The sequence below is a fragment of the Streptomyces sp. NPDC047017 genome (genome assembly GCF_040644175.1).
Classification (GTDB): domain Bacteria; phylum Actinomycetota; class Actinomycetes; order Streptomycetales; family Streptomycetaceae; genus Streptomyces.
Genome location: NZ_JBEYVW010000025.1, coordinates 17,608 through 41,561, shown reverse-complemented (window position 1 = coordinate 41,561; position 23,954 = coordinate 17,608). Strand labels below are relative to the sequence as shown.

Sequence of the window (23,954 nt, the reverse complement as noted above, 5' to 3'; positions counted from 1 at the left end):
GGGTAGTCTCCCCGGCATGGCGCTCTTTCCCGGTCACGGCCCCGGCGGCCGCTGCGACGACATCGTGATCGGCCCCCTGGACCTGGCGGCCCGGGTCGACGAGGCGCTCGCCGTGCAGGCCGTCGCCTTCGGACTGGGCGCCGAGGAGGTCGCCGTGCGCCGCCAGATCGTGCTGCGCCACATGACCACGCCGGGCGCCCGCGCGCTGGGCGCCACCACCGCCTCCGGACGGCTCGCCGGATTCGTCTACGGCATGCCCAACGACCGCACCCACTGGTGGTCCACCGTCGTCGAGCCCTACCTGCGCGCCGGCGGCCACGAGGACTGGCTCGACGGCTCCTTCGTGATCACCGAGCTGCACGTCCACCCCGGCCACCAGAACCGGGGCGTCGGACGCGCCCTGATCACCACTGTCACCGACGCCGCCGCCGAGACCCGCTCGATCCTCTCCGCGATCGACACCGACAGCCCGGCCCGCGGCCTCTACCACTCCCTCGGCTATGTGGACCTCGCCCGGCTGGTCCACTTCCCCAGCGCCCCCAAGCCGTACGCCGTGATGGGCGCCCCACTGCCGCTGCGCCGCCCCGCGCGACGCGGCCGTTAACCGATTTCCACCGGCCCAGCCCGCCCGGCTAACCTCCTAGCCAACACCTCCCCCCACCCGGTCTCCCCGGGCGCGGGGACCACCATCGGCAGGAGTACGAGAACCATGGCGAACGCACCGGTCCAGCGCATGTCCCAGTTGATGGCCAAGACACTGCGCGACGACCCGGCCGACGCCGAGGTCCTCAGTCACAAGCTGCTGGTCCGCGCCGGTTACGTCCGCCGCACCGCCGCGGGCATCTGGAGCTGGCTGCCGCTGGGCAGGAAGGTCCTCGCCAACGTCGAGCGGATCGTCCGCGAGGAGATGGACGCGATCGGCGCGCAGGAGGTGCTGCTGCCCGCGCTGCTGCCCAGGGAGCCGTACGAGGCGACCGGGCGCTGGGACGAGTACGGCGGCGAGCTGTTCCGCCTCAAGGACCGCAGGGGCGGCGACTACCTCCTCGGCCCCACCCACGAGGAGATCTTCACCCTGCTCGTGAAGGACCAGGCGACCTCCTACAAGGACCTGCCGGTCATCCTGTACCAGATCCAGACCAAGTACCGCGACGAGGCCCGGCCGCGCGCGGGCATCCTGCGCGGCCGCGAGTTCCTGATGAAGGACTCCTACTCCTTCGACACCGCCGACGAGGGCCTCGCCGAGTCCTACGCCCTGCACCGCCAGGCCTACCAGCGGATCTTCGAGCGCCTCGGCCTGGACTACCGCATCTGCGCGGCGACCGCGGGCGCGATGGGCGGTTCCAAGTCCGAGGAGTTCCTCGCCCCGGCCGAGGCCGGCGAGGACACCTTCGCCGACTGCCCGAACTGCGACTTCGCCGCCAACACCGAGGCGATCAGCTACGAGCCGGCCCCGGTGGACGGCTCCGCCGTACCGGCCGCCGAGGAGATCCCGACCCCCGACACCCCCACCATCGAGACCCTGGCCGCCTCCCTCGGCGTCCCGGCCTCCGCCACCCTGAAGAACCTCCTGGTCAAGGTGGACGGCGAGATCGTCGCCGTGGGCGTGCCCGGCGACCGCGAGGTGGACCTCGACAAGGTGGAGGCGCACTTCGCCCCGGCCGCCGTCGAACTGGTCACCGCCGAGGACTTCACCGGCCGCCCCGATCTGGTCCGCGGCTACGTCGGCCCGCAGGGCCTGGACAAGGTCACGTACATCGCCGACCCGCGGGTGGCCCCCGGCACGGCCTGGATCACCGGCGCAAACAAGGAGCACACGCACGCGAAGAACGTGGTCGCCGGCCGCGACTTCGAGGTCGACGCGTACGTCGACGTGGTCGTCGTGCAGGAGGGCGACCCCTGCCCCAAGTGCGGCACCGGCCTCAAGCTGGACCGCGCCATCGAGATCGGCCACATCTTCCAGCTCGGCCGCAAGTACGCCGACGCGCTCAAGCTGGACGTCCTCGGCCGGCACGGCAAGCCGGTCCGCGTCACCATGGGCTCCTACGGCATCGGCGTCTCCCGCGCGGTCGCCGCCCTCGCCGAGCAGCACGCCGACGAGCACGGCCTCATCTGGCCCGCGGAGGTCGCCCCGGCCGACGTGCACGTGGTCGCCGCGGGCAAGGCACTTCAGACCGAACTCGCCCTCGACGTCTCCGGCAAGCTGGCCGCCGCCGGGGTCCGCGTCCTCGTCGACGACCGCGCCGGCGTCTCCCCGGGCGTCAAGTTCACCGACGCCGAACTCATCGGCGTCCCCAAGATCCTCGTCGCCGGCCGCCGCGCCGCCGAGGGCATCGTCGAACTCAAGGACCGCCGCACCGGCGAACGCGAGGAACTGCCGGTCGAGGAAGCCCTCACCCGCCTCACGGCGTGATCCCCGGCCACCCCGCCCGACACACCACCGGCTCCGGCCGGTACCGCGCGGGCGGGGTGGTCCGTTTCCGGACCGGCAAGCGAGCGCGCCCGGAGGCCACCGGCCCCGCGGGACGAGCCCCCGCGGGACGAGCCCCCGCGGGACGAGCCCCCGCAGACAAGCCCCCGCAGGACAAGCCCCCCCCTCAGAGCCACCCGGCGAATTCCAGGAGGAGTTCCGCGTCCTGGGGGCGGCCCACGCGGCGGGCCCGGGTGCCGGATTCGACGGCGCGGAAGAGGGTCCAGCCGCGCAGCCGCTCGCGGTCGACCTCCAGGGACTCCGCGAGCCGTTTGACGCGGCGGCGGGTGGTGGCCGGGCCGGACGGGGAGGCGATGAGGTCCTCGACCCGGTCGCGGACCAGCCGGGCCAGGTCGAAGGCGGTCTCGCCGACCACCGGGTCGGGACCGACGGCCAGCCACGGCATCCGGTCGCCGGCGAGCACCTTGCTCTGCCGGAACGTGCCGTGCAGCAGCCGCCGCTCGGGCGGCGCCGCCAGCAGCTCGTCGCGGGCGGCGAGCGCCGCCTCCACCAGCGGTGCCGTCTCCGGATCGGCGTCGGCGGCCGCCCGCATCGCCTCGGCCTGCCGCCCGGTCCGCTCGGCGACCGTCTCGAAGGGATGCCCGTCCGGCGGCTCGACCCACAGCCGCCGCAGCGTGCCCGCCGCCTCCAGCAGCGCCCGCGCCTCCGGCAGCGAACGCACCGACACGTCCGGGTGCAGCCGCTCCAGCAGCAGCCCGCCCGCGTCCGGCCCGGCCGGCTCCAGCAGTTGTACGGCGCCCCGCCCGCCCCAGTGCGCGAGCGCCGCCCGCTCACCGGCCGGACGGGCCCGCGGCGGGGCCAGCTTGAGCACCGCCGGCGTGCCGTCCGCCGTCCGCACCAGCACCACCAGGCTGCTGCGCCCACCGGGCACCTGCACCCGCTCCACCGTCAGCTCGCGCGCCTCGACGGCCGCCGCGGCCAGTGCGGGCAGCCGCTCCAGCCACGCGGCACCGTCCGGTGCCGTCTCACCGAGCGCCCGCACCAGCCGCTGCGGCGGTTCGAAAGCCATGCGCGAGTCGTTCCTTCCTGGACGCGCGGACGCGTTCCCTGTCTGCGTGCGGCGTCCGAGTGCGGCGTCCGCGTACGGCCGAGCCCCGTCGCGCGGGCGGCCTACGCCGCCGGTGTCGCCGTGGGCGCCGCCGACGGCGTACCGGCACCGGACCGTTCGGCGAGACCAGGGAAGGCTACGCTCCCCCCGCGCCAGCGCACCGCCCGGACCGCCGCCTCGCGCAGCGCCCCGGCGGCCTCCTCGCGCCGCTGCCCGGCGCAGGCCCGCACCGCGTCGGAGTAGACCCCGGCCACCCGGTCCTCCAGTTCCGCGGCGAACCGCCCGGCGGCGGCCGCGTCCGGCACCGCGAACGGCAGCGCGTACCCCGCCGACGCGGCCACCGGCGTGCCGCCCAGGTCCCGTACCTCGCGCGCCAGGGCGTCGCGCCGGGCCCGGTGGGCGTCGTACGCCGCCCGGGCCTCGGCACGCCGCTCCGGGCGGACCCGCCCGCCCACGACGCCGTAGCCGTACACGGCCGCGTGCTCGGCCGCCAGCGCCGCCTGCAGCGCCTGGAGTTCCCGCTGTGCCGCCTCGCTCACTTGTCACCCTCCGTCAGCAGGTACGCGTGCGCCGCCCCGGCCGCCGCCACCGAGGCCAGCAGCCGCGCCAGTTCACCGGGCACCTGGAGCAGGGCGGCCGCGCGCCGGTCGGCGAGCGAGCGTTCCGCGGCGGCGAGCGCGGCGAGCGCGTCCTTCTCGGTCGCCGCGAGGCCGCCCGGTCCCGTCGCTCCGGGCGTCGCCCCGGAAGCCGCGCCGGGCGTCGCACCGGCCGCCGCGGTGGGAGCCGTGGCCGCCGGCGGCGTGGTGGAGGCGGCGGGCGACGCCGTGCCCGCGGCGCCGAACGCGGCCGCGTGCCGCACCACTTCGGCCCGCAGCGGCCCCAGCCGCGGCGCCAGCGCCGGATGCGCGGCGAGCACGGCGTCGTAGCGCCGTACCAGCTCCTGGCTGTCCCCGGCCGCCGCGGCGCGCACCCGGTCGGCGACCGGTGTACCGCCGCCGGCGCCGGAGTCGTCGGTTCCGGCGGAGCAGCCCGCGAGCAGGGCGGCCCCGGCCGCCGACGCGAGCAGACTTCTTCGGCGCGGGCCCGAGTCGGCCCGCGGGGAGGGGGGGAAGGGCACGGCAGACGTCCTCGGGTGCGGATGTACGGAGCGGAGGGGCGGCTCGCCCGTGATCACCGTACCCGCGCGCCCCCCGGACGCGACTCAGCGGCACCGTCCCCGACCAGGTGGACGGCAACACCCCCTGGGACCGGATACCCTTTGACCAGACACGCGAACCGTCCCACAACAGCACACGCGGCCGAGGAGTCACCCGGATGAGCACCACCCAGAGCGAGAGGCTGCGGGAACTGCTGGAACCGCTGGTCACCTCGGAGGGACTGGACCTCGAAGAGATCGCCGTGGACTCCGTCGGGCGCAAGCGCGTGCTGCGCGTCGTCGTCGAATCCGACGCCGGGGCCGACCTGGACGCGATCGCCGATGTGAGCCGCGCGCTCTCGGCGAAGCTCGACGAGACGGACGCGATGGGCGAGGGCGAGTACACCCTGGAGGTCGGCACCCCGGGTGCCGAGCGCCTCCTCACCCAGCACCGCCACTACGTGCGCGCCGTCGGCCGCCTGGTGCGGTTCCAGCTGGCCGAGGGCGGCGAGCTGGTGGCCAGGATCGTCGCGGTCGACGACGAAGGACTGGACCTCGAAGTACCGGGCGTCAAGGGCCGCAAGGCCACCGCCCGCCGGGTCGCCTTCCCGGACGTGGACCGGGCGCGCGTGCAGGTCGAGTTCAACCGCAAGGACAAGAAGGACATGAAGGAAGAGGAGGAGGCGTAGCCGTGGACATCGACATGAGCGCCCTGCGGGGTTTGGTCCGGGAGAAGGAGATCTCCTTCGACCTGCTGGTCGAGGCGATCGAGTCGGCCCTCCTCATCGCCTACCACCGCACCGAGGGAAGCCGCCGCCACGCGCGCGTGGAGCTGAACCGGGAGACCGGGCACGTGACCGTGTGGGCGAAGGAGGACCCCGAGGACCTCGACGAGGGCCAGGCGCCCCGCGAGTTCGACGACACCCCGTCCGGCTTCGGCCGTATCGCCGCCACCACCGCCAAGCAGGTCATCCTGCAGCGGCTGCGCGACGCCGAGGACGACGCGACGCTCGGTGAGTACGCCGGCCGCGAGGGCGACATCGTCACCGGCGTGGTCCAGCAGGGCCGCGACCCGAAGAACGTGCTCGTGGACATCGGCAAGCTGGAGGCCATCCTGCCGGTGCAGGAGCAGGTCCCCGGCGAGACGTACCCGCACGGCACCCGGCTGCGCTCGTACGTCGTCCGGGTGGCCAAGGGCGTGCGCGGTCCCTCCGTCACCCTTTCGCGCACCCACCCCAATCTGGTGAAGAAGCTCTTCGCCCTGGAGGTCCCGGAGATCGCGGACGGCTCGGTGGAGATCGCCGCGATCGCCCGTGAGGCCGGTCACCGTACGAAGATCGCCGTGCGCTCCACCCGTTCGGGCCTGAACGCCAAGGGCGCCTGCATCGGCCCCATGGGCGGCCGGGTGCGCAACGTCATGGGCGAGCTGAACGGCGAGAAGATCGACATCGTCGACTGGTCCGACGACCCGGCGGAGATGGTGGCGAACGCGCTGTCCCCGGCCCGTGTCTCCAAGGTCGAGGTCGTGGACCTGGCGGCCCGGTCGGCCCGGGTGACCGTGCCCGACTACCAGCTGTCGCTGGCGATCGGCAAGGAGGGCCAGAACGCCCGCCTGGCCGCCCGCCTCACCGGCTGGCGCATCGACATCCGCCCGGACACCGAGCAGGCCGGCGAGCAGGTCCGGGAGCGGGCGGGCGAGTAGTCCCGGGGTCGGTCCGGGAGCGGTCCGGGGGCGGTCCGGGGAATAGATCCGGACCGCGGGCCGCTCAGATCACGACAGGTTTGGGTACGGCGACTGTTCGCACCACGCCCCGAAGGGGTGAGGCGCGCGCGGGGAGGTAGACTTGACGGTGTCTGGCCGGACGCAGGCCCGAGCATGCCCTGAGCGCACCTGTGTGGGGTGCCGGGAGCGAGCGGCCAAGACGGATCTGCTGCGCATCGTGGCGATCGAGGGCGAGTGCGCCCCCGATCCTCGCGGTACGCTGCCCGGCCGGGGTGCGTACGTACACCCCGCCCTGGTCTGTCTCGACCAGGCGGTGCGGCGCCGGGCGTTCACGCGGGCGCTGCGCGCCCCGGGAGCGCTCGACACAAAGGCGTTGCGCCACCACGTCGAGCGGACGACAGTTGCCGAACAGGCGACACGGTAAGAAGCATGCCGCGCGGAACCCCCTGCGCGGCCTGGTACCTCGCGAGTCGAAAGCAGGTCGAGATTGCGATGAGCACTCGATGAGTACGCGATGAGTACGCCCATGAACTAGCGACGGTCCGGACGCAACCCGGACCTCAAAGGAGCGAAGTGGCTAAGGTCCGGGTATACGAACTCGCCAAGGAGTTCGGTGTGGAGAGCAAGGCCGTCATGGCCAAGCTCCAGGAACTCGGTGAATTCGTCCGATCGGCATCCTCGACGATCGAGGCGCCCGTAGTACGCAAACTGACAGACGCCTTCCAGCAGGGCAACGGCAGCGGCAGGTCCGCCAAGCCGGGTGCCCCGAAGAAGGCCGCCCCCAGGCCCGCGGCGCCCTCCCCGGCGCAGGCTGGGGGCACCTCCCACGGCGTCAAGCCGGTGGGGGACCGTCCGGCTGCTCCCAAGCCGCCGGCCGCCCCCAGGCCCGCCGCGGAGCAGACGCCCGCGGCTCCCTCGGCTCCCGCGCAGGCCGCTCCCGGCCCGCGTCCGGTGCCGGGTCCCAAGCCCGCCCCCCGTCCGGCCCCCGCGGCGCCGGCCACTCCGGAGTTCACCGCTCCGCCGTCGGCCCCGGCTCCGTCCCCGGCCGCCGGCCAGGGTCCGCGCCCCGGCGGCGCCCGTCCCGGTGCTCCCAAGCCCGGCGGCAGCCGTCCCGGCGGTCCCGGCCAGGGCCAGGCCCGTCCGGGCCAGGGTGCCCCGCGTCCCGGTGGCCAGGCCCCGCGTCCGGGTGCCCGTCCGGCCGGTCCGCGTCCGGGCAACAACCCCTTCACCTCCGGTGGCTCCACCGGCATGGCGCGCCCGCAGGCGCCCCGTCCGCAGGGCCAGCGGCCCGGCGGTCCCGGTGCTCCCGGCGGCGGCCCCCGTCCGCAGGCGCCCGGCGCCCAGGGCGGCGGTCCGCGTCCGCAGGGTCCCGGCGGCCCGCGCCCGACCCCGGGCTCGATGCCGCGTCCGCAGGGCGGTCCGGGCGGTCCCCGTCCCGGCGGCCCGCGTCCGAACCCCGGCATGATGCCGCAGCGTCCCGCTGCCGGCCCGCGTCCCGGCGGTGGCCCCGGCGGCCGCGGTCCGGGCGGCGCCGGCCGTCCCGGCGGTGCCGGTCGTCCCGGTGGCGGCGGCGGCTTCGCCGGCCGTCCGGGCGGTGGCGGCGGCGGTCGTCCCGGTGGCGGTGGCGGCTTCGCCGGCCGTCCCGGTGGCGGTGGCCCCGGTGGTGGCGGCGGCTTCGGTGGCGGCGGTGGCCGTCCCGGTTTTGGCGGCCGTCCCGGCGGTCCCGGTGGCCGTGGTGGCACGCAGGGTGCCTTCGGCCGTCCCGGCGGCCCGGCGCGTCGCGGTCGCAAGTCGAAGCGGCAGAGGCGCCAGGAGTACGAGGCCATGCAGGCCCCGTCGGTCGGCGGCGTGATGCTGCCTCGCGGCAACGGCGAGTCCATTCGCCTGTCGCGCGGTGCCTCGCTCACCGACTTCGCCGAGAAGATCAACGCCAACCCGGCGTCGCTCGTCGCGGTCATGATGAACCTGGGCGAGATGGTCACGGCCACGCAGTCCGTCTCCGACGAGACGCTGCACCTCCTGGCCGGCGAGATGAACTACACGGTTCAGATCGTCAGCCCGGAGGAGGAGGACCGCGAGCTGCTGGAGTCCTTCGACCTGGAGTTCGGCGAGGACGAGGGCACCGAGGAGGACCTGGTCGTCCGCCCGCCGGTCGTCACCGTCATGGGTCACGTCGACCACGGCAAGACCCGGCTGCTCGACGCCATCCGCAAGACGAACGTCATCGCGGGCGAGGCCGGCGGCATCACCCAGCACATCGGTGCCTACCAGGTCGCGACCGAGGTCAACGGCGAGGACCGCGCGATCACCTTCATCGACACCCCGGGTCACGAGGCGTTCACCGCCATGCGTGCCCGTGGTGCGAAGTCGACCGACATCGCGATCCTGGTCGTCGCGGCCAACGACGGCGTCATGCCGCAGACGGTCGAGGCGCTCAACCACGCCAAGGCGGCCGACGTGCCGATCGTGGTCGCGGTCAACAAGATCGACGTCGAGGGCGCCGACCCGACCAAGGTGCGCGGTCAGCTGACCGAGTACGGCCTGGTGGCCGAGGAGTACGGCGGCGACACCATGTTCGTCGACATCTCCGCCAAGCAGGGTCTGCACATCGACGACCTGCTGGAAGCGGTCATCCTGACCGCGGACGCCTCGCTCGACCTGCGGGCCAACCCGAACCAGGACGCGCAGGGCATCTCGATCGAGTCCCGCCTCGACCGCGGCCGCGGTGCGGTCGCCACGGTCCTGGTCCAGCGCGGCACGCTCCGCGTGGGCGACACGATGGTCGTCGGCGACGCCTACGGCCGCGTGCGCGCCATGCTCGACGACAACGGCAACAACGTCGCCGAGGCCGGCCCGTCGACGCCGGTCCAGGTCCTGGGCCTGACCAACGTCCCGGGCGCGGGTGACAACTTCATCGTGGTCGAGGAGGACCGTACGGCCCGCCAGATCGCGGAGAAGCGCGCCGCCCGCGAGCGCAACGCCGCGTTCGCCAAGCGCACGCGCCGCGTGTCCCTTGAGGACCTGGACAAGGTGCTCAAGGCCGGCGAGGTCCAGCAGCTGAACCTGATCATCAAGGGTGACGCTTCCGGTTCCGTCGAGGCCCTGGAGTCCTCGCTGCTCCAGCTCGACGTCGGCGAAGAGGTCGACATCCGGGTCCTGCACCGCGGCGTCGGTGCGGTCACGGAGTCCGACATCGACCTGGCGATGGGCTCCGACGCCATCGTGATCGGCTTCAACGTGCGCGCGGTCGGCCGTGCGCAGCAGATGGCCGAGCGCGAGGGTGTGGACGTCCGGTACTACTCGGTCATCTACCAGGCGATCGAGGAGATCGAGGCGGCCCTCAAGGGCATGCTCAAGCCGGAGTACGAAGAGGTCGAGCTGGGCACGGCGGAGATCCGCGAGGTCTTCAAGTCGTCCAAGCTGGGCAACATCGCGGGTGTCCTCATCCGCTCCGGCGAGGTCAAGCGCAACACCAAGGCGCGCCTGCTCCGCGACGGCAAGGTCATCGCGGAGAGCCTCAACATCGAGGGTCTGCGTCGCTTCAAGGACGACGTCACCGAGATCCGGGAAGGCTTCGAGGGCGGCATCAACCTCGGAAACTTCAACGACATCAAGGTCGACGACGTCATCGCGACGTACGAGATGCGCGAGAAGCCGCGGGTGTAACATCCCACGGCGGCTCGGCACCGGCCGGCGGGACTCTGGTCCCGCCGGCCGGTGCGGCGTGTGCCGGGGCGCGTACGGAGGAAACCCCGTCGAGCCACCGGCAGGATCGCGGTACCGTTCTTGATGTCCCTGCCCGTATCGACGGCAGGACCATCGATCCCGTACCGGCGGGCAACCCGGACACACATGTACGTGGGGACTCTGTCCTTCGACCTCCTCCTCGGCGACGTCCACTCGCTGAAGGAGAAGCGCTCCGTCGTCCGCCCCATCGTCGCCGAGCTCCAGCGCAAGTACGCGGTGAGCGCGGCCGAGGTGGACCACATGAACCTCCACCGGCGGGCCCTCATCGGCCTCGCCGCGGTGTCCGGTGACGCGGCGCACCTGACCGATGTGCTCGACCGGTGCGAACGGCTGGTCGCCGGCCGTCCCGAGGTGGAGCTGCTGTCCGTCAGACGGCGTTTCCACGGCGAGAACGATGACTGACGCGGACTGACGCGGACCGGCGCGGACCGGCACGCGGCGGACCGCGCCGCACCACACCACAGAACGTAGTAGCGAAAAGAACGGGAGACGGACCAGTGGCCGACAACGCGCGGGCGAAGAGGCTGGCGGACCTCATCCGAGAGGTGGTGGCCCAGAAGCTGCAGCGCGGGATCAAGGACCCGCGGCTCGGTTCGCACGTCACCATCACGGACACCAGGGTCACGGGCGACCTGCGGGAGGCGACGGTCTTCTACACGGTCTACGGGGACGACGAGGAGCGGCAGGCCGCGGCCGCCGGACTGGAGAGCGCCAAGGGCATCCTGCGCTCCGAGGTCGGCCGCGCGGCCGGGGTGAAGTTCACCCCGACCCTCGCCTTCGTCGCCGACGCCCTCCCGGACACCGCCCGGACCATCGAGGACCTCCTCGACAAGGCGCGCCAGTCCGACGCCCAGGTGCGCGAGGCGTCCGCGGGCGCCGCGTACGCCGGTGGCGCGGACCCGTACAGGAAGCCGGGTGCCGAGGACGGCGCCGAGGCCGAGGAGACGGACGACACCACCGAATGACCAGCAAGCCCACCCCGCCCGACGGCCTCGTCATCGTCGACAAGCCGTCGGGCTTCACTTCGCACGACGTCGTGGCCAAGATGCGCGGGATCGCCAAGACCCGGCGCGTCGGCCATGCCGGCACCCTGGACCCGATGGCGACCGGGGTCCTCGTCCTCGGTGTGGAGCGGGCCACCAAACTCCTCGGCCACCTCGCGCTGACCGAGAAGGAGTACGTCGGCACCGTCCGGCTCGGCCAGAACACGATCACCGACGACGCCGAGGGTGAGATCACCTCCTCCGCCGACGCCTCCGGGATCACCCGGCAGGCCGTGGACACCGCCGTCGCCAAGCTGACCGGCGACATCATGCAGGTGCCCTCCAAGGTCAGCGCCATCAAGATCAAGGGCGTGCGCTCGTACAAGCGGGCCCGGGAGGGCGAGGAGTTCGAGATCCCCGCCCGGCCGGTGAGCGTCTCCTCCTTCGCGGTGTACGACGTCCGGGAGGCCGTCGCCGAGAACGGCAGCCCCGTGCTCGACCTCGTCGTCTCGGTGGTCTGCTCCTCCGGCACCTACATCCGCGCCCTCGCCCGTGACCTGGGCGCCGACCTGGGCGTCGGCGGCCACCTCACGGCGCTGCGCCGCACCCGCGTCGGCCCCTACAAGCTGGACGCCGCCCGGACGCTGGACCAGCTCCAGCAGGAGCTGACGGTCATGCCGGTCGCCGAGGCCGCCTCCGCCGCCTTCCCGCGCTGGGACGTCGACGCCCGGCGCGCCCGGCTGCTCACCAACGGCGTACGCCTGGAGATGCCCGACGAGTACGCGGGCGCCGGCTCCGTCGCCGTCTTCGACCCGACGGGGCGCCTGCTCGCGCTGGTGGAGGCGGAGCGGGGCAAGGCCAAGAGCCTGGCCGTCTTCGCCTGACCGAGGCTGTCCGTGGAGCGGCGGCCACGGGGACTGCCCCATCCGCCGCTCCACGGTCCCCCCTCGGTTCCCCCACCCCCAGGGTCTATCCAGCCGCCGCCCGCCATTCACCCGACCGTGCGGGCGCTCGGAGTGAACCCGGGGGGCGTGAGGGGGCGCGTTGGCCCCGCGATCTTTCCCGCTGATCAACCCGCGCCTACCGTCGAGGACAGACGACAGAGAACGTCGACGGCAGACGACAGGCGACAGAGGACATGGCACGGCGGTACGGCGGTACGGCGGTGCGGTGCGGTACGCGGGGAGGTCCGGCCATGGCAGCACGGGACGCGCGGAAGCGCGCCGGGGCGGATGCCCGGGACCGCCGCCTGGACAGCGCCCTGGTCCGTGTCCGCGATCCGGCGGGACGCCCCCGCGGCACCGGTTTCGCTGCCGACCACGACGGCACGGTGATCACCAGCCACGAGGCCGTCGCCGGCCTCGCCCGGTTCGTGCTGCACGCGCCGGGCGCGGGCGGCGGCCGCACCTGCGTGGTGACCGCCGACGCGGTGACCCCGCTGCCCGCCCTCGACCTGGCCCTCGTACGCACCGAGGGCCTCGGCGTGGAGCCGCTGCCCGTCACCGCGCGCAACGGCGTGGCGCCGGGCGGCTACGTTCGGATCCCGGCCGGCGGCTGGCGCGAGGCCCGGGTGCTGGGCGAGGCCGCCGTGACCTACCCGGCCGCGGACGGCCACCACCAGCTGGACGGCGCCCTGGAGCTGGCGATCGGCACGGCGGGCCGCGAGGCCCTGCGGCCGGGCGGCGGGGCGGCCGGGGGACCGGTGCTGGACCCGTCGACCGGGGCCGTGGTCGCCGTCCTCGGCACGGCACTGCGGTGCGACGGGCGCGACGCGGCCTTCGCGGTGCCGCTGCCCGTCCCCGGCACCGTCCGGGAGGACTCCGGCCGCGCGGCGGACGCGTTGGCCGGCCTGCTCGTCCGCAACGCGGCCACGGTCCCCGCCTACGGCCCCGACCTCAACCTGGCCGGCGTCCTCGAACTCACCGCCACCGCACTGGCCCAGGACGGCCCCCGGGGAGCTTTGCCGGACCGTACGGCCCGCCCGGCGGCCGAGGCGCTCCGGCCTCTGCCTGTGCCCGCCGCCGGGGCTTCCGGCCCCACCGGCGTCGCGGCCTGTCCGTCCTCGGTCCCGGTTCCCGCCCTGGTCCCGGTGCCGCCGCGCGGCCGGGCCCACGCGGCGGGCCGGGTCCCGGCCGGCCTCACCGTGGTGCCTCCCACCGCCGTCCCCGCCCCCCGTCCCGTCCTTCGCCCGGTCGAACGGGCCGTCGTGGTGCGCGAGGCGGAGGCGTTCACCGAGGGCGGGGCGGCCGTGCTCGGCCTGGTGGGGGCGCCCGGCAGCGGACGTACCACCGAACTCGCGGCGCTGGCCGCCCGCCGCGCCCGGGGGAGCGCGCCCGCGCCCACCCTGTGGCTGCGCGGGGCCGACCTGGACGGCGCCGACGCCTCGGTCGCGGACGCGGCCGGCCGGGCGCTGGACCGGGCCGCCCGGATCGTGTCGGCCGCGCGGGAACCGCTGCCGACGGTCCTGGCCGACCTCACCCCGGAGCGTGCCGCCCGCCTCGCCCGCGCCCACGGCCGGCCGCTGCTGATCCTGGTCGACGGCCCCGAGGAGATGCCCCCCGCGCTCGCCCACCGGCTCGCCGAGTGGACCGAGGCGAGCGCGCGCTGGCTGCGCGGCACCGGGGCCCGGCTGGTGGTGGCGTGCCGGGAGGAGTACTGGGAGGGCGCGGGCGCGCTGTTCCCGCCCGAGCTGCTGCACACACCGGCCGCCTGCCGTTGCGCCGGCGCGCGCTCCTGCGCCCACGTTCGCGGCGCCCACCTGCCGCCCTGCCTGCGGCTGGGCGACCTCCCGCCCGAGGAGGCGCGCGAGGCCCGTGCCCGGTACGGCATCCCGGACGGCGTGCTGACCGACGCCGACGCCCGCCACCCCCTGACGCTCCGCCTCCTCGCGGAGGTGCGCGCGGCCCTGCCCGGGTCCTCCCGCCAGTTGCCCGTCCGTCCCGCGCCCGCGCTCCCGGCGGGCGACGGGAGCGCGACGACGGGCACCGGCGGGCCCGGTGATCCCGAGGGCCCCGGCGTTCCCGGGCGCCCCGGGCTCGACCGCTGCGACGTCCTCGCGGCCCACCTGGACCTGATGTGCCTGCGCGTCGCCGTGCGCCTCGCCGCCGAGAACGACCTGCGCGGCACCGCCGTACGCCGCCTCGCCGCCCGGGTCTGCGGACAGGTGCACGAGGCCGCCCGCCGCAGCCTGCGCCCCGGACGGGGAGAGCTGGACCGGGCGACCTTCGAGGAGGTGTTCCCCTGGGGACCCGCCCCCGCCCGCCTCGGCGGCGGCACCGGCTGGGCGCACGCCGTCCTCGCCGAGGGCCTGCTCGTCCCGGCCGGCGACGGCTACCGCTTCGCCCACGAGGAACTCGCCGACTGGCTCCAGGGCACCCACCTCGACCTGGACGAAGCCCTGCGCGTCCTGGTGCACCGGCGGCACGTCCCGGGCGAACCGCACCGGCCGCTGCCCGTCCCGCACCACCGCATCGGCCCCGTCGTGCACGCCCTGCTCCTGCTGGCCCGCCAGCACGGCACGCGCCGGCTCGCCGTCCGGCTGGAGGAGTTGATCTGCGCCCTGGACGGCGACCCGCACTCCTGGTGGGCGTCCCGGCTGCTCGCCGCCGTCCTGCTGCGGGTGCCCGACGCCCGGCCGTACGCGGGGGTGCTGCGGCTGCTCGCGGACCGCGTCGGCGTCTGGCGCGAGTGCGGCCTGCCCGTGCCGCACGGCTTCGGACCCGGTTTCTGGACCACGCTCCACCTGCCCGCCACCGACCGCTGCGACCTGCTGCGCCGCCTCCTCGTCACGGACGATCCGGCACAGGGGCCGGGAGACCTGGGAGACCTGGGAGACCTGGGAGACCCGGGAGACATGGGCGACCCGGGAGACATGGGCGGCCAAGGGGACCCGAGGGAAGCGGGGGAGCTGCGGGAACCAGGAAGCTCGCCGGACCTCGGCTCCGTACCGAGCCCCCTCGCGCCGCCGCTCCAGACCCGCACCCCGCTTCCGGCCCAGACCCGCGCCCCGCTTCCGGCCCAGACCCGCGCCCCGCTTCCGTCCCAGACCCGCACCCCGCTTCCCTCCCCGTCCCGCACCCCCCTTACCTCCCCGTCCCGCGCCCCGCGCCCGCCCCGGTACCTCGACGCCGTCGCGCAGCTTCTCCTCGCGGACCCCCGCGCCGTACAGCCGCACCTCACCGGCTGGTTCGACGACGAGCGGCCGCTGCCCGCCGCCCCGCACGCCACCATGGCCACCGCCGCGCAGGCCCTGCTCTACGCACACCGCGGTCACGCCCCCGACGACCTCGTCGAGACCCTGGCCGGCTGCCCGCACCCCCGGGCCGGAGAACTCCTGGCGGTGCTCGCCGAGGAGGAACCGGCCGCACTGTGCCGGGCCGTCCACCGGTGGGCGCACGACGAACGCCCCGAGCGCCGGGCCACGGCGATGGCGTACGCGCTGCGCACCACCCCGCACACCCGCGCCGAGACCGGCCGCGACCTGCTGCGCCGCGCCGCCGTCGCCGTGCTCGCCCGCCCCGCCGGCACCGCGGCGCACGGCGGCGCGCTCGCCCTCCTCGTCGCGGACCCGCACACCCGGGCCCACCATCTGCCGAGGGCCCTGCGCCACTTCGCGACCGGCGACGCCCACCTCCCGCCCACGGCCCTGGCCCCCGCCCTCACCACCCACCCCGAAGCGGTCCTCGCCGCCTTCGGTGAGCGGCTGTGGCGCGGCCCCGGCACCGCGCGGACCCTGCGCGTCCTCGTCGACGCCACCACCCCCGCGCTCGCCCGCCGGGTCGCCGCCGTCCTGGGCGCGGCGGTGGCGCGGCGGCCGGACACCGCCGCGGACCTGGCCGCGTGCACCGAACGGCGACTGCGCGACGCATCGGCCCGCGCGGTGCTGTTCCCCCTGGTCACCGGCCTGCTGGAGGGCGGTCCGGCGCAACTGCGGGCAGCGCTGGGCGGCCTGCTCGCCGCGCCCGGGTCCTGGGGGAGAGGACCCGCCCCGGTGGACGGCCCGGCCCCCGGCGCCGCCGCGTCCGCCCGCGCGCTGCGCCGCGAACTGCTCGACTTCCTGCTCGCCCGCGAGGAGGACCCGGCCGTCCTGGAGGCGGTGCTGCGCGCCGCCGCCCCCAGCGCCGACGAGGACCTGCGCCACCTCGTCCGCCGCGTCGGCCTGCGGCTCGCCCGTACCCCGGAAGGCACGGCCGCCTTCGACCGGCCCCTCGTGGAACTGGGCCGGCACCTCCCCGGCCTCGCCGCCCGCATGGCCGGCTGGCTGGCCGAGGCCCCGCACGAGTGGGCCGGAGTGGTGGGCCCCGGCGCCCGCCGCACCATCGAGAACCTGGCGGGCGCGCCGGTCCTCGTCTGACGCCCGCCCGCCTGACACGCCCGCCCGACGCGCGCCCGGGCGCCGCCCGCCGCCCGGCACTCCCCGCCCGGCGGCCTCCGCCCGCCGTCCGGCACGTGCGCCCGGTCACAGCTCCCATGCCGATGCGGGCGGCGCACGCGGGACATGGCACCCTTAGACCTGCGGACACAGCAGCAAGGCAACCAAGGCATACGGACACGGGTTCGACGAGGAGCGGTCACAGTGCAGCGCTGGCGTGGCTTGGAGGACATCCCCCAGGACTGGGGACGCAGCGTCGTCACCATCGGCTCCTACGACGGGGTCCACCGCGGGCACCAGCTCATCATCGAGCACGCCGTGAACCGCGCCCGTGAGCTGGGCGTCCCCGCCGTCGTCGTCACCTTCGACCCGCACCCCAGCGAGGTGGTCCGCCCCGGCAGCCACCCGCCGCTGCTCGCCCCGCACCACCGCCGCGCCGAACTCATGGGGGGCCTCGGCGTGGACGCGGTCCTCGTGCTGCCCTTCACCACCGAGTTCTCCAAGCTGTCTCCGGCCGAGTTCGTGGTCAAGGTCCTGGTGGACCGGCTGCACGCCAGGGCGGTCGTCGAGGGCCCCAACTTCCGCTTCGGCCACCGGGCCGCCGGGAACGTGGAGTTCCTCGCCGAGCAGGGCAAGCTCTACGACTTCGAGGTCGAGGTCGTCGACCTGTACGTCAGCGGTGAGGCGGGCGGCGGCGACCCGTTCTCCTCCACCCTGACCCGGCGGCTGGTCGCCGAGGGCGACGTCAAGGGCGCCCGCGAGATCCTCGGCCGCCCGCACCGCGTGGAGGGCGTGGTCGTCCGCGGCGCCCAGCGCGGCCGCGAGCTGGGCTTCCCCACGGCCAACGTCGAGACGCTCCCGCACACCGCGATCCCCGCCGACGGCGTCTACGCGGGCTATCTGCACGCCCAGGGCGAAATCATGCCCGCCGCGATCTCCGTCGGCACGAACCCGCAGTTCGACGGCACCGAGCGCACGGTCGAGGCGTACGCCATCGACCGTGTCGGCCTCGACCTGTACGGGCTGCACGTCGCCGTCGACTTCGTCGCCTTCGTGCGCGGCCAGGCCAAGTTCGACTCCCTGGACGCCCTCCTCGAAACGATGGCCGAGGACGTCAAGAAGTGCCGCGAGATCCTCGTGGCCGACATCCGGCACGCCTGACCCGCGCACCGCGCCTGTCCCGCGCACCGCGCCTGACACCGCGTATCGCGCGCGACACCGCGTACCGCGCGCGACACCGCGCACCCGAGCCGCTGGGTCCGTCGGCTCAGCCCGGCGGCACCGCCGCCGCACCCCCCGCTGCCCCCGTCCCCGTCCCCGCCTCCGCCTCCTGCTCCGTCAGGGCCCAGTGGCAGGCGACCTGGGCCTGGGCGCCGCCGTTCAGGACCGGCAGGTCCTGGCCGCGGCAGGCGTCCGCGACGCCCGCGCGCCCGGCCTCGCCGCTCGCCAGCACCTGGCAGCGGGCGTGGAAACGGCAGCCGCCCGGGATGCGGGACGGATCGGGCGGCTCACCGGTGAGGACGACCGGAGCGCCGGTGGCCTCCGGCAGGACCGACAGCAGGGCCCGGGTGTACGGATGCCGGGGCGCCGTCAGCACCTGCTCCACCTCGCCGGTCTCCACGATCCGGCCGAGATACATCACGGCGACCCGGTCGGCGATGTTCCAGGCCAGGCCCAGATCGTGGGTCACCACCAGCGCGGCCAGGCCGAGTTCGGTGCGCAGCCGCAGCAGCAGCGCCAGGATCTCGCCGCGCACCGACGCGTCCAGGGACGCCACCGGCTCGTCGGCGACGAGCAGTTCGGGTTCCAGGACCAGCGCGCCCGCGATGACGACCCGCTGGCGCTGACCGCCGGACAGTTCGTGCGGATAACGCAGGAAGAAGCGCTCGGGAGGGCGCAGCCCGGCGCGGGACAGCGCCCCGGCCACCGCCGCCCGCTCGTCGCCCGGGTACCCGTGGATGCGCAGGCCCTCGGCCACCGCGTCGTACACCGTGTGCCGCGGGTTGAGCGAGCCGCTGGGGTCCTGGAGGATCAGCTGGGCCCGCTTGCGGTACGCCTTCAGCGCGCGGGCGGAGCGGTTCAGCGGGGCCCCGTCGAAGGTGACGCGGCCCGCGGTCGGCGGGACCAGCCCGAGCAGCGAGCGGGCCAGCGTCGTCTTGCCGCACCCCGACTCGCCGACCAGCGCGACGATCTCGCCCGGCCGGATGTCGAGGTCCACCCCGTCCACGGCCCGGGCGGCCGGCCCGCCGTGCCGGCCGGGGAAGGTGACGTGCAGGCCCTCGACGCTCAGCAGCGGCGGCGTGGTGGTCGTCATGCGGTACTGCTCCCCACTTCCTCGTCCGGCGCGGACGCGATGCCACCGGACACGGCTCGGCCATGCTCCCCGTGGCTGTCTCCGCCTCCGCCCCCACCCCCGTCCCCGTCCACGTGCACGCACGCCGCCCGCCGGCCCGCGCCCGCCCCCCGCAGCACCTGGTCCTGGGCGGCGCACACGTCCAGCGCGACCGGGCAGCGCGGATGGAACGCGCACCCGGACGGCACCGCCGCCGGGTCCGGCGGATCACCCGGCAGCCCGCGCGGCGCGAACCGCGAGCCCGGGTCACCGATCCTCGGGAACGCCCCCGACAGCGCCCTGCCGTACGGGTGGCGGGCGTCCTCGTAGACCTGCCGCGCCGGGCCCTCCTCGACCACCCGGCCCGCGTACATCACCGCGAGCCGGTCACAGGTGTCGGCGAGGACGGCGAGGTCATGGCTGATCATGATCAGGCCCACGTCCTGCTCGCTCACCAGCGCCTCGATCAGCCGCAGGATCTGCGCCTGGATCATCACGTCCAGCGCGGTGGTGGGCTCGTCGGCGACGATCAGCCGCGGATCGCAGGCCAGCGCCATCGCGATCATCACCCGCTGCCGCTGCCCGCCCGACAGCTCGTGCGGATAGGCGGACGCCCGCGCGGCCGGCAGCCCGACCTGCTCCAGCAGCGCACCGGCCCGCTTCCGGGCGCCCGCCGGGGTCGCCCGGCGGTGCAGCAGAATCGGTTCCGCGATCTGGTCGCCGACGCGGTGCACGGCGTTGAGGGAGTGCATCGCGCCCTGGAAGACGATCGACGCCCCCGCCCAGCGCACCGCCCGCACCCGGCCCCACTTCATCGTCAGCACGTCCTCGCCGTCCAGCAGGATCTCCCCGCCGATCCGGGCCCCGGCCGGCAGCAGCCGCAGCAGCGCCAGCGCCAGCGTCGACTTGCCGCAGCCGGACTCGCCCGCGACACCCAGCTTCTCGCCCGCGGCGAGGGACAGGTCGACCCCGCGCACGGCCGCCGCGCCGCCGGGATAGGTCACTTCGAGGTTCCGTACGTCGAGCAGGCTCAACGCGCCACCCCCAGCCTCGGGTTGAGCACGGCCTCCACCGCACGCCCGCACAGCGTGAACGCCAGCGCGACCACCGCGATGGCGATGCCCGGCGGCACCAGATACCACCAGTCGCCGGAGCTGACCGCGCCCGCCTCCCGCGCGTCCTGGAGCAGGCCGCCCCAGGACACCACGGTCGGGTCCCCGAGCCCGAGGAAGGCGAGCGTCGCCTCGGCCAGGATCGCGGAGGAGATGATCAGGGTCGTCTGCGCGAGGACCAGCGGCATCACATTGGGCAGCACATGCCGGGACATGATGTGCCAGTGGCCGCCGCCGAGCGCCTTGGCGCGTTCGATGTACGGCCGTGACTCCACCGCCAGTGTCTGCGCCCGCACCAGGCGGGCCGTGGTGGGCCAGGTGGTCACGCCGATCGCCAGCACGACCGTGCCCAGCGAACGGGACAGGACGGTCGCCAGCGCGATGGCGAGCACCAGCGTCGGCATCACCAGGAACCAGTCGGTGACCCGCATCATCACCGTGGCGTACCAGCCGCGGAAGTGCCCGCACGTGATCCCGATGAGCGCCCCGATCGCCACCGACAGCACGGCCGCGAGCAGCCCCACGAGGAGCGAGACCCGCGAGCCCCAGATCACCAGCCCCAGCAGGTTCCGCCCGAACTGGTCGGTGCCCAGCGGGAAGTGCCCGCTGGGTCCCTGCAACGGCTGCCCCGGCGCGTCGGTCACGCTCGACACGTCGGAGCCGACGGTCAGCGGCGCGGTCAGCGCGACCAGCGCGAACAGCACCAGCGCGGCGAGCCCGAACACGCCTGCCCGATGCCGGCGGTACTCCCGCCAGAAACGCGCGGCGGAGGCCCGCCGCCGCTGCCACGCCAGAGCGCGTGGACCGGACGCACCGGGTCCCGCACCGGCACCGGGTCCCGCACCGGCACCGGGTCCCGCACCGGCCCCGGCGCCCTCGGCGGCCCCTGCGGCCCCTGCGGCCCCTGCGGCTCCGGCCGAGTCGGGCGAGTCAGCGGTGCCGGTGGTCTCGGCGGTCATCGGCCCACCCTCGGATCGAGCAGCGGATACAGCAGGTCGGCGAGGGTGTTCATGATGATCACCGCCGCGGCGAAGACGAAGAACAGCCCCTGCACCAGCGGCAGATCGGGCACGCTCAGCGCCTGGTAGAACAGCCCGCCGAGCCCCGGCCAGGAGAACACCGTCTCGACGAGGATCACCCCGGCGACCGTCCGCCCCAGATTGACGAAGATCAGGGTCACGGTGGGCAGCAGCGCGTTCGGCACGGCGTGCCGGCGCCGTACGAGATCGTCCCTGAGCCCCTTCGCGCGCGCGGTCGTCAGATAGTCGCCGCCCATCTCGTCCAGCAGCGCCGACCGCGTGACCAGCAGCGTCTGCCCGTACTCCACCGCCACCAGCGTCACCACCGGCAGGACCAGATGGTGGACGACGTCCAGGACGTACGCGAAGCCCTCCTTGCCGCCCGACTCCATGCCCCCGGTCGGGAACAGCCCCGGCACCGGGCCCACGCCGACCGACAGCACGACGATCAGCAGCAGGCCCAGCCAGAACGACGGGATGGAGTACAGCGTCAGCGCAAGCCCGGTGTTGAGCCGGTCACCGAGCCGGCCGTGCCGCCACGCCGAACGGGTGCCGAGGAAGATCCCCAGCGCCGTGTAGAGCACGAAGGCCGTACCGGTCAGCAGCAGCGTGTTCGGCAGCGCCTCGGTGATCTTGTCGAGGACGGGCACATGGAACTGGTACGAGGTGCCCAGGTCCCCGGTCAGCGCCTTGCCGCAGTACTGCGTGAACTGCCGCCACACCGGCAGGTCGAGGCCGAACTCCCGCCGGTACGCGGCGATCTGCTGGGCCGAGACCGGGCGGCCCCCGGTCATGAACTTCACCGGGTCGCCCGGGATCAGCCGGAACAGGAAGAAACTGGTGACGAGGACCGCGAGCAGCGAGACGGCCGCGCCGGCCAGCTTGCCCGCCACGTAGCGCGGATAGCCGGCCAGGGCGCGCGCCCGCGCCGACCGCCCCGCGCCCGCAGGGCCGGAGCCCGCGCCCGCGTCCGCCGGCTCGGACACCACCGGCCCGGCGGCCACGCCCGCCCTACTCACGGTCGTCGGCCGTCGACCGGCGGCGCACCGCGAAGAGCACCCCGAGACCGACCAGGACGACGACACCGGCGGCGATCCCGATCACCACCCCGGTCGACGACGCACCACCGGCGGAGCCGGAGTCCGCCGGGACGGCCGACCACCAGCTCCAGTAGCCGTCCTGCCCGTAGATGTTGCCCGCGGCCGACGGCATGGTGGTGATCGACTTGATCTGGTCCGTGCGGTAGGCCTCGACGGCGTTCGGATAGGCCATGACGTTCATGTATCCCAGGTCGTACAGCCGCGACTCCATCCGCCGGACGATGTCCGCCCGTTTGGCGGGGTCGTACTCGGCGAGCTGCTGGGCGTACAGCTGGTCGTACGTCCGGTCGCAGATGAAGTCGTCCGTGGCCCCGGTGTCCTTGGGGGTCTGCGGGCGGGCCGCGCAGGTGTGGATGGAGAGCACGAAGTCCGGGTCGGGGTTGACGGACCAGCCGTCGAAGGCGAGGTCGTACTTGCCCGCGAGCCACGGGTCGGTCACGTTGTCCAGGCAGTCGAGGCCGACCCCGATGCCGAGCTTGCCCCACCACTCCTGGAGGTACTTGCCGACCGCCTTGTCATTGGGATCGGTGGCGTGGCACAGCACCCGGTAGTCGAGCGGCCTGCCGTCCTTGCCCACCCGCTTGCCGTCGGCGTTCTTCCGGTAACCCGCCTGGTCGAGCAGCTGCCCCGCCTTCACCGGGTCGTACGCCAGCTCCTGGCCGGCCGACGGCTTGAAGAAGTACGGCGTGAAACGCGGCGGGACATACCCCTGGCCCTCGACCGCGTGGCCCTGGAACACCTTGTCGACGATCGTCTTGCGGTCCACCGCCATGAACAGCGCGTGCCGCACCCGCTCGTCCAGCAGGGACGGATCGCCGTCGCCGATCTTCGTGCCGTCCTTGGCCCGCGCGCCCGGGTTGGTGGCGAGGGCGTAGAAGCGGCGGCCCGGGGCGTCGTTGACGTGGATGTCCTTGTCGCCCTTGAGGGAGGCGGCCTGGGCGGGCGTCAGCGACGGCGACCCCGCCACGAACGACACCTCGCCCTTGCGCAGCGCGGCGACCGCGGCGTCCTGGTCCTTGTAATAGCGGAACACCAGCTCGTCGAACTTCGGCGCGCCCCGCCAGAAGCTCTTGTTGGCCTTCAGCCGCACATAGCTGTCCGGCTTGTAGCCGGTGAGGACGAACGGCCCGTTCCCGACGATCGGGAAGCTCTTGTCGTTGTTGAACTTCGAGAAGTCCCCGACCTTCTCCCAGACGTGCTTCGGCACGATCGGCACGTCGAGCGCGGTCATCGTGGCCTGCGGCTTCTTCAGCCGGATCACCAGCCGGGTGGGGCTGGGCGCGGTGACCTCCGCGAAGTTGCCGACGAAGCTGCCGTTCGCGGTGGCGGCGCCGGTGTCGGTCATCATCTTGTGGAACGTCCAGGCCGCGTCCTCGGCGGTGGCCTGCTGCCCGTCCGACCACTTGGAGTCGGTGCGGATGGTGTACGTCCAGGTCAGCTTGTCCGGCGACGACTCCCACCGGGTGGCCAGGCCCGGGACGACGTGGTTGTCCTTGGGGTCGTAGTTCGTCAGGTACTCGTACATCAGCCGGTGGATGCTCGTGCTGACCAGGCGGACCGCGAGGAAGGGGCTGAGCGAGTCGACGCTCTGCGCCACGGCGACGGTGAGGACCTTGTCGCTGTGCTTGCCGGTTCCCGCCGTGCTCTGCGCGGCCGCGGCGGCGGCCGCGGGCTGGGTTTGGGTCCGGGCCTGGGCCGCAGGCGCGGCGATCGCGGACGCGAGGAGCAGTGCGGCGGCGCCCGCGGCGGCGGCCAGCCGTGCGGTCGCCGGGCGGGGGCCGGTACGTCCTCTGCCGTGCTGATCTCGTGTGTTCATGACTCGGTGACCTCGCGTCGTCACGCCCGTGCGGCTGCTGTGCGCTCCGCGCGGAGCGGGCTTGAACAAAAGTGAACAGG

At 74.5% G+C, this 23,954-nt stretch carries 19 protein-coding genes; 11 read left to right on the top strand and 8 right to left on the bottom strand.

The window, feature by feature from the left end; translation table 11 throughout:
• The first annotated feature begins 16 nt into the window (after positions 1-16).
• Together ABZ858_RS32535 and ABZ858_RS32530 are read left to right on the top strand one after the other, a co-directional pair.
• Positions 17-604, top strand: coding sequence for a GNAT family N-acetyltransferase (locus ABZ858_RS32535; protein WP_361386889.1), 588 nt, complete (start codon positions 17-19; stop codon positions 602-604).
• A gap of 105 nt (positions 605-709) precedes the next feature.
• On the top strand, positions 710-2,410 hold the full coding sequence (locus ABZ858_RS32530) for a proline--tRNA ligase (RefSeq protein ID WP_361386886.1): 1,701 nt from the start codon (positions 710-712) through the stop codon (positions 2,408-2,410).
• 184 nt (positions 2,411-2,594) lie between these two features.
• On the opposite strand, the gene ABZ858_RS32525 is transcribed toward ABZ858_RS32530, so the two are convergent.
• The 3 genes from ABZ858_RS32525 to ABZ858_RS32515 form a co-directional block, all read right to left on the bottom strand.
• Entirely contained in the window at positions 2,595-3,497 is a 903-nt protein-coding gene (locus ABZ858_RS32525; protein WP_361386883.1) for an aminoglycoside phosphotransferase family protein, read from the bottom strand.
• Positions 3,498-3,598: 101 nt separating this feature from the next.
• Positions 3,599-4,075: a ferritin-like domain-containing protein gene (locus tag ABZ858_RS32520; RefSeq protein ID WP_361386880.1), complete on the bottom strand. Its 477-nt coding sequence runs from the start codon at positions 4,073-4,075 to the stop codon at positions 3,599-3,601.
• Entirely contained in the window at positions 4,072-4,653 is a 582-nt protein-coding gene (locus ABZ858_RS32515; protein WP_361386877.1) for a hypothetical protein, read from the bottom strand. Before ABZ858_RS32515 ends, ABZ858_RS32520 begins: the two co-directional genes overlap by 4 nt.
• 197 nt (positions 4,654-4,850) lie before the next feature.
• On the opposite strand from ABZ858_RS32515, the gene rimP reads away from it, so the two are divergent.
• The 9 genes from rimP to ABZ858_RS32470 all read left to right on the top strand — a co-directional run bounded on the left by rimP (position 4,851) and on the right by ABZ858_RS32470 (position 17,656).
• Positions 4,851-5,360, top strand: coding sequence for a ribosome maturation factor RimP (rimP, locus tag ABZ858_RS32510; RefSeq protein ID WP_361386874.1), 510 nt, complete (start codon positions 4,851-4,853; stop codon positions 5,358-5,360).
• A gap of 2 nt (positions 5,361-5,362) precedes the next feature.
• Positions 5,363-6,373 carry a transcription termination factor NusA gene (gene nusA, locus ABZ858_RS32505; RefSeq protein ID WP_361386871.1) on the top strand — a complete coding sequence of 337 codons (1,011 nt, stop codon included), beginning with the start codon at positions 5,363-5,365 and terminating at the stop codon, positions 6,371-6,373.
• Positions 6,374-6,521: 148 nt separating this feature from the next.
• Positions 6,522-6,818 carry a YlxR family protein gene (locus ABZ858_RS32500; protein WP_361387134.1) on the top strand — a complete coding sequence of 99 codons (297 nt, stop codon included), beginning with the start codon at positions 6,522-6,524 and terminating at the stop codon, positions 6,816-6,818.
• A gap of 149 nt (positions 6,819-6,967) precedes the next feature.
• Entirely contained in the window at positions 6,968-10,060 is a 3,093-nt protein-coding gene (gene infB / locus ABZ858_RS32495) for a translation initiation factor IF-2 (RefSeq protein ID WP_361386868.1), read from the top strand.
• A gap of 186 nt (positions 10,061-10,246) precedes the next feature.
• Entirely contained in the window at positions 10,247-10,543 is a 297-nt protein-coding gene (locus ABZ858_RS32490; RefSeq protein ID WP_361386865.1) for a DUF503 domain-containing protein, read from the top strand.
• 95 nt (positions 10,544-10,638) lie between these two features.
• Positions 10,639-11,106 carry a 30S ribosome-binding factor RbfA gene (gene rbfA, locus ABZ858_RS32485; RefSeq protein WP_361386862.1) on the top strand — a complete coding sequence of 156 codons (468 nt, stop codon included), beginning with the start codon at positions 10,639-10,641 and terminating at the stop codon, positions 11,104-11,106.
• Positions 11,103-12,008: a tRNA pseudouridine(55) synthase TruB gene (gene truB / locus ABZ858_RS32480; protein ID WP_361386859.1), complete on the top strand. Its 906-nt coding sequence runs from the start codon at positions 11,103-11,105 to the stop codon at positions 12,006-12,008. The genes rbfA and truB overlap by 4 nt, the downstream gene beginning before the upstream one ends.
• Positions 12,009-12,319: 311 nt before the next feature.
• Entirely contained in the window at positions 12,320-16,477 is a 4,158-nt protein-coding gene (locus tag ABZ858_RS32475) for a trypsin-like peptidase domain-containing protein (protein ID WP_361386856.1), read from the top strand.
• Between the two features lie 222 nt (positions 16,478-16,699).
• Complete coding sequence (locus tag ABZ858_RS32470) at positions 16,700-17,656, top strand: bifunctional riboflavin kinase/FAD synthetase (RefSeq protein WP_361386853.1); 957 nt, start codon at positions 16,700-16,702, stop codon at positions 17,654-17,656.
• Positions 17,657-17,762: 106 nt separating this feature from the next.
• Here ABZ858_RS32470 and ABZ858_RS32465 read toward each other — a convergent pair whose 3' ends face one another.
• The 5 genes from ABZ858_RS32465 to ABZ858_RS32445 are packed head-to-tail and all read right to left on the bottom strand — an operon-like array spanning position 17,763 to position 23,874.
• Entirely contained in the window at positions 17,763-18,809 is a 1,047-nt protein-coding gene (locus ABZ858_RS32465) for an ABC transporter ATP-binding protein (RefSeq protein ID WP_361386850.1), read from the bottom strand.
• On the bottom strand, positions 18,806-19,861 hold the full coding sequence (locus tag ABZ858_RS32460) for an ABC transporter ATP-binding protein (RefSeq protein WP_361386847.1): 1,056 nt from the start codon (positions 19,859-19,861) through the stop codon (positions 18,806-18,808). The genes ABZ858_RS32465 and ABZ858_RS32460 overlap by 4 nt, the downstream gene beginning before the upstream one ends.
• Positions 19,858-20,898 carry an ABC transporter permease gene (locus ABZ858_RS32455; RefSeq protein ID WP_361386844.1) on the bottom strand — a complete coding sequence of 347 codons (1,041 nt, stop codon included), beginning with the start codon at positions 20,896-20,898 and terminating at the stop codon, positions 19,858-19,860. The genes ABZ858_RS32460 and ABZ858_RS32455 overlap by 4 nt, the downstream gene beginning before the upstream one ends.
• Entirely contained in the window at positions 20,895-21,962 is a 1,068-nt protein-coding gene (locus ABZ858_RS32450; protein WP_361386841.1) for an ABC transporter permease, read from the bottom strand. Before ABZ858_RS32450 ends, ABZ858_RS32455 begins: the two co-directional genes overlap by 4 nt.
• A gap of 7 nt (positions 21,963-21,969) precedes the next feature.
• The gene (locus ABZ858_RS32445; RefSeq protein ID WP_361386838.1) at positions 21,970-23,874 is read right to left on the bottom strand and encodes an ABC transporter substrate-binding protein; all 1,905 of its coding nucleotides are present in this window, start codon (positions 23,872-23,874) and stop codon (positions 21,970-21,972) included.
• Positions 23,875-23,954 lie beyond the last annotated feature (80 nt).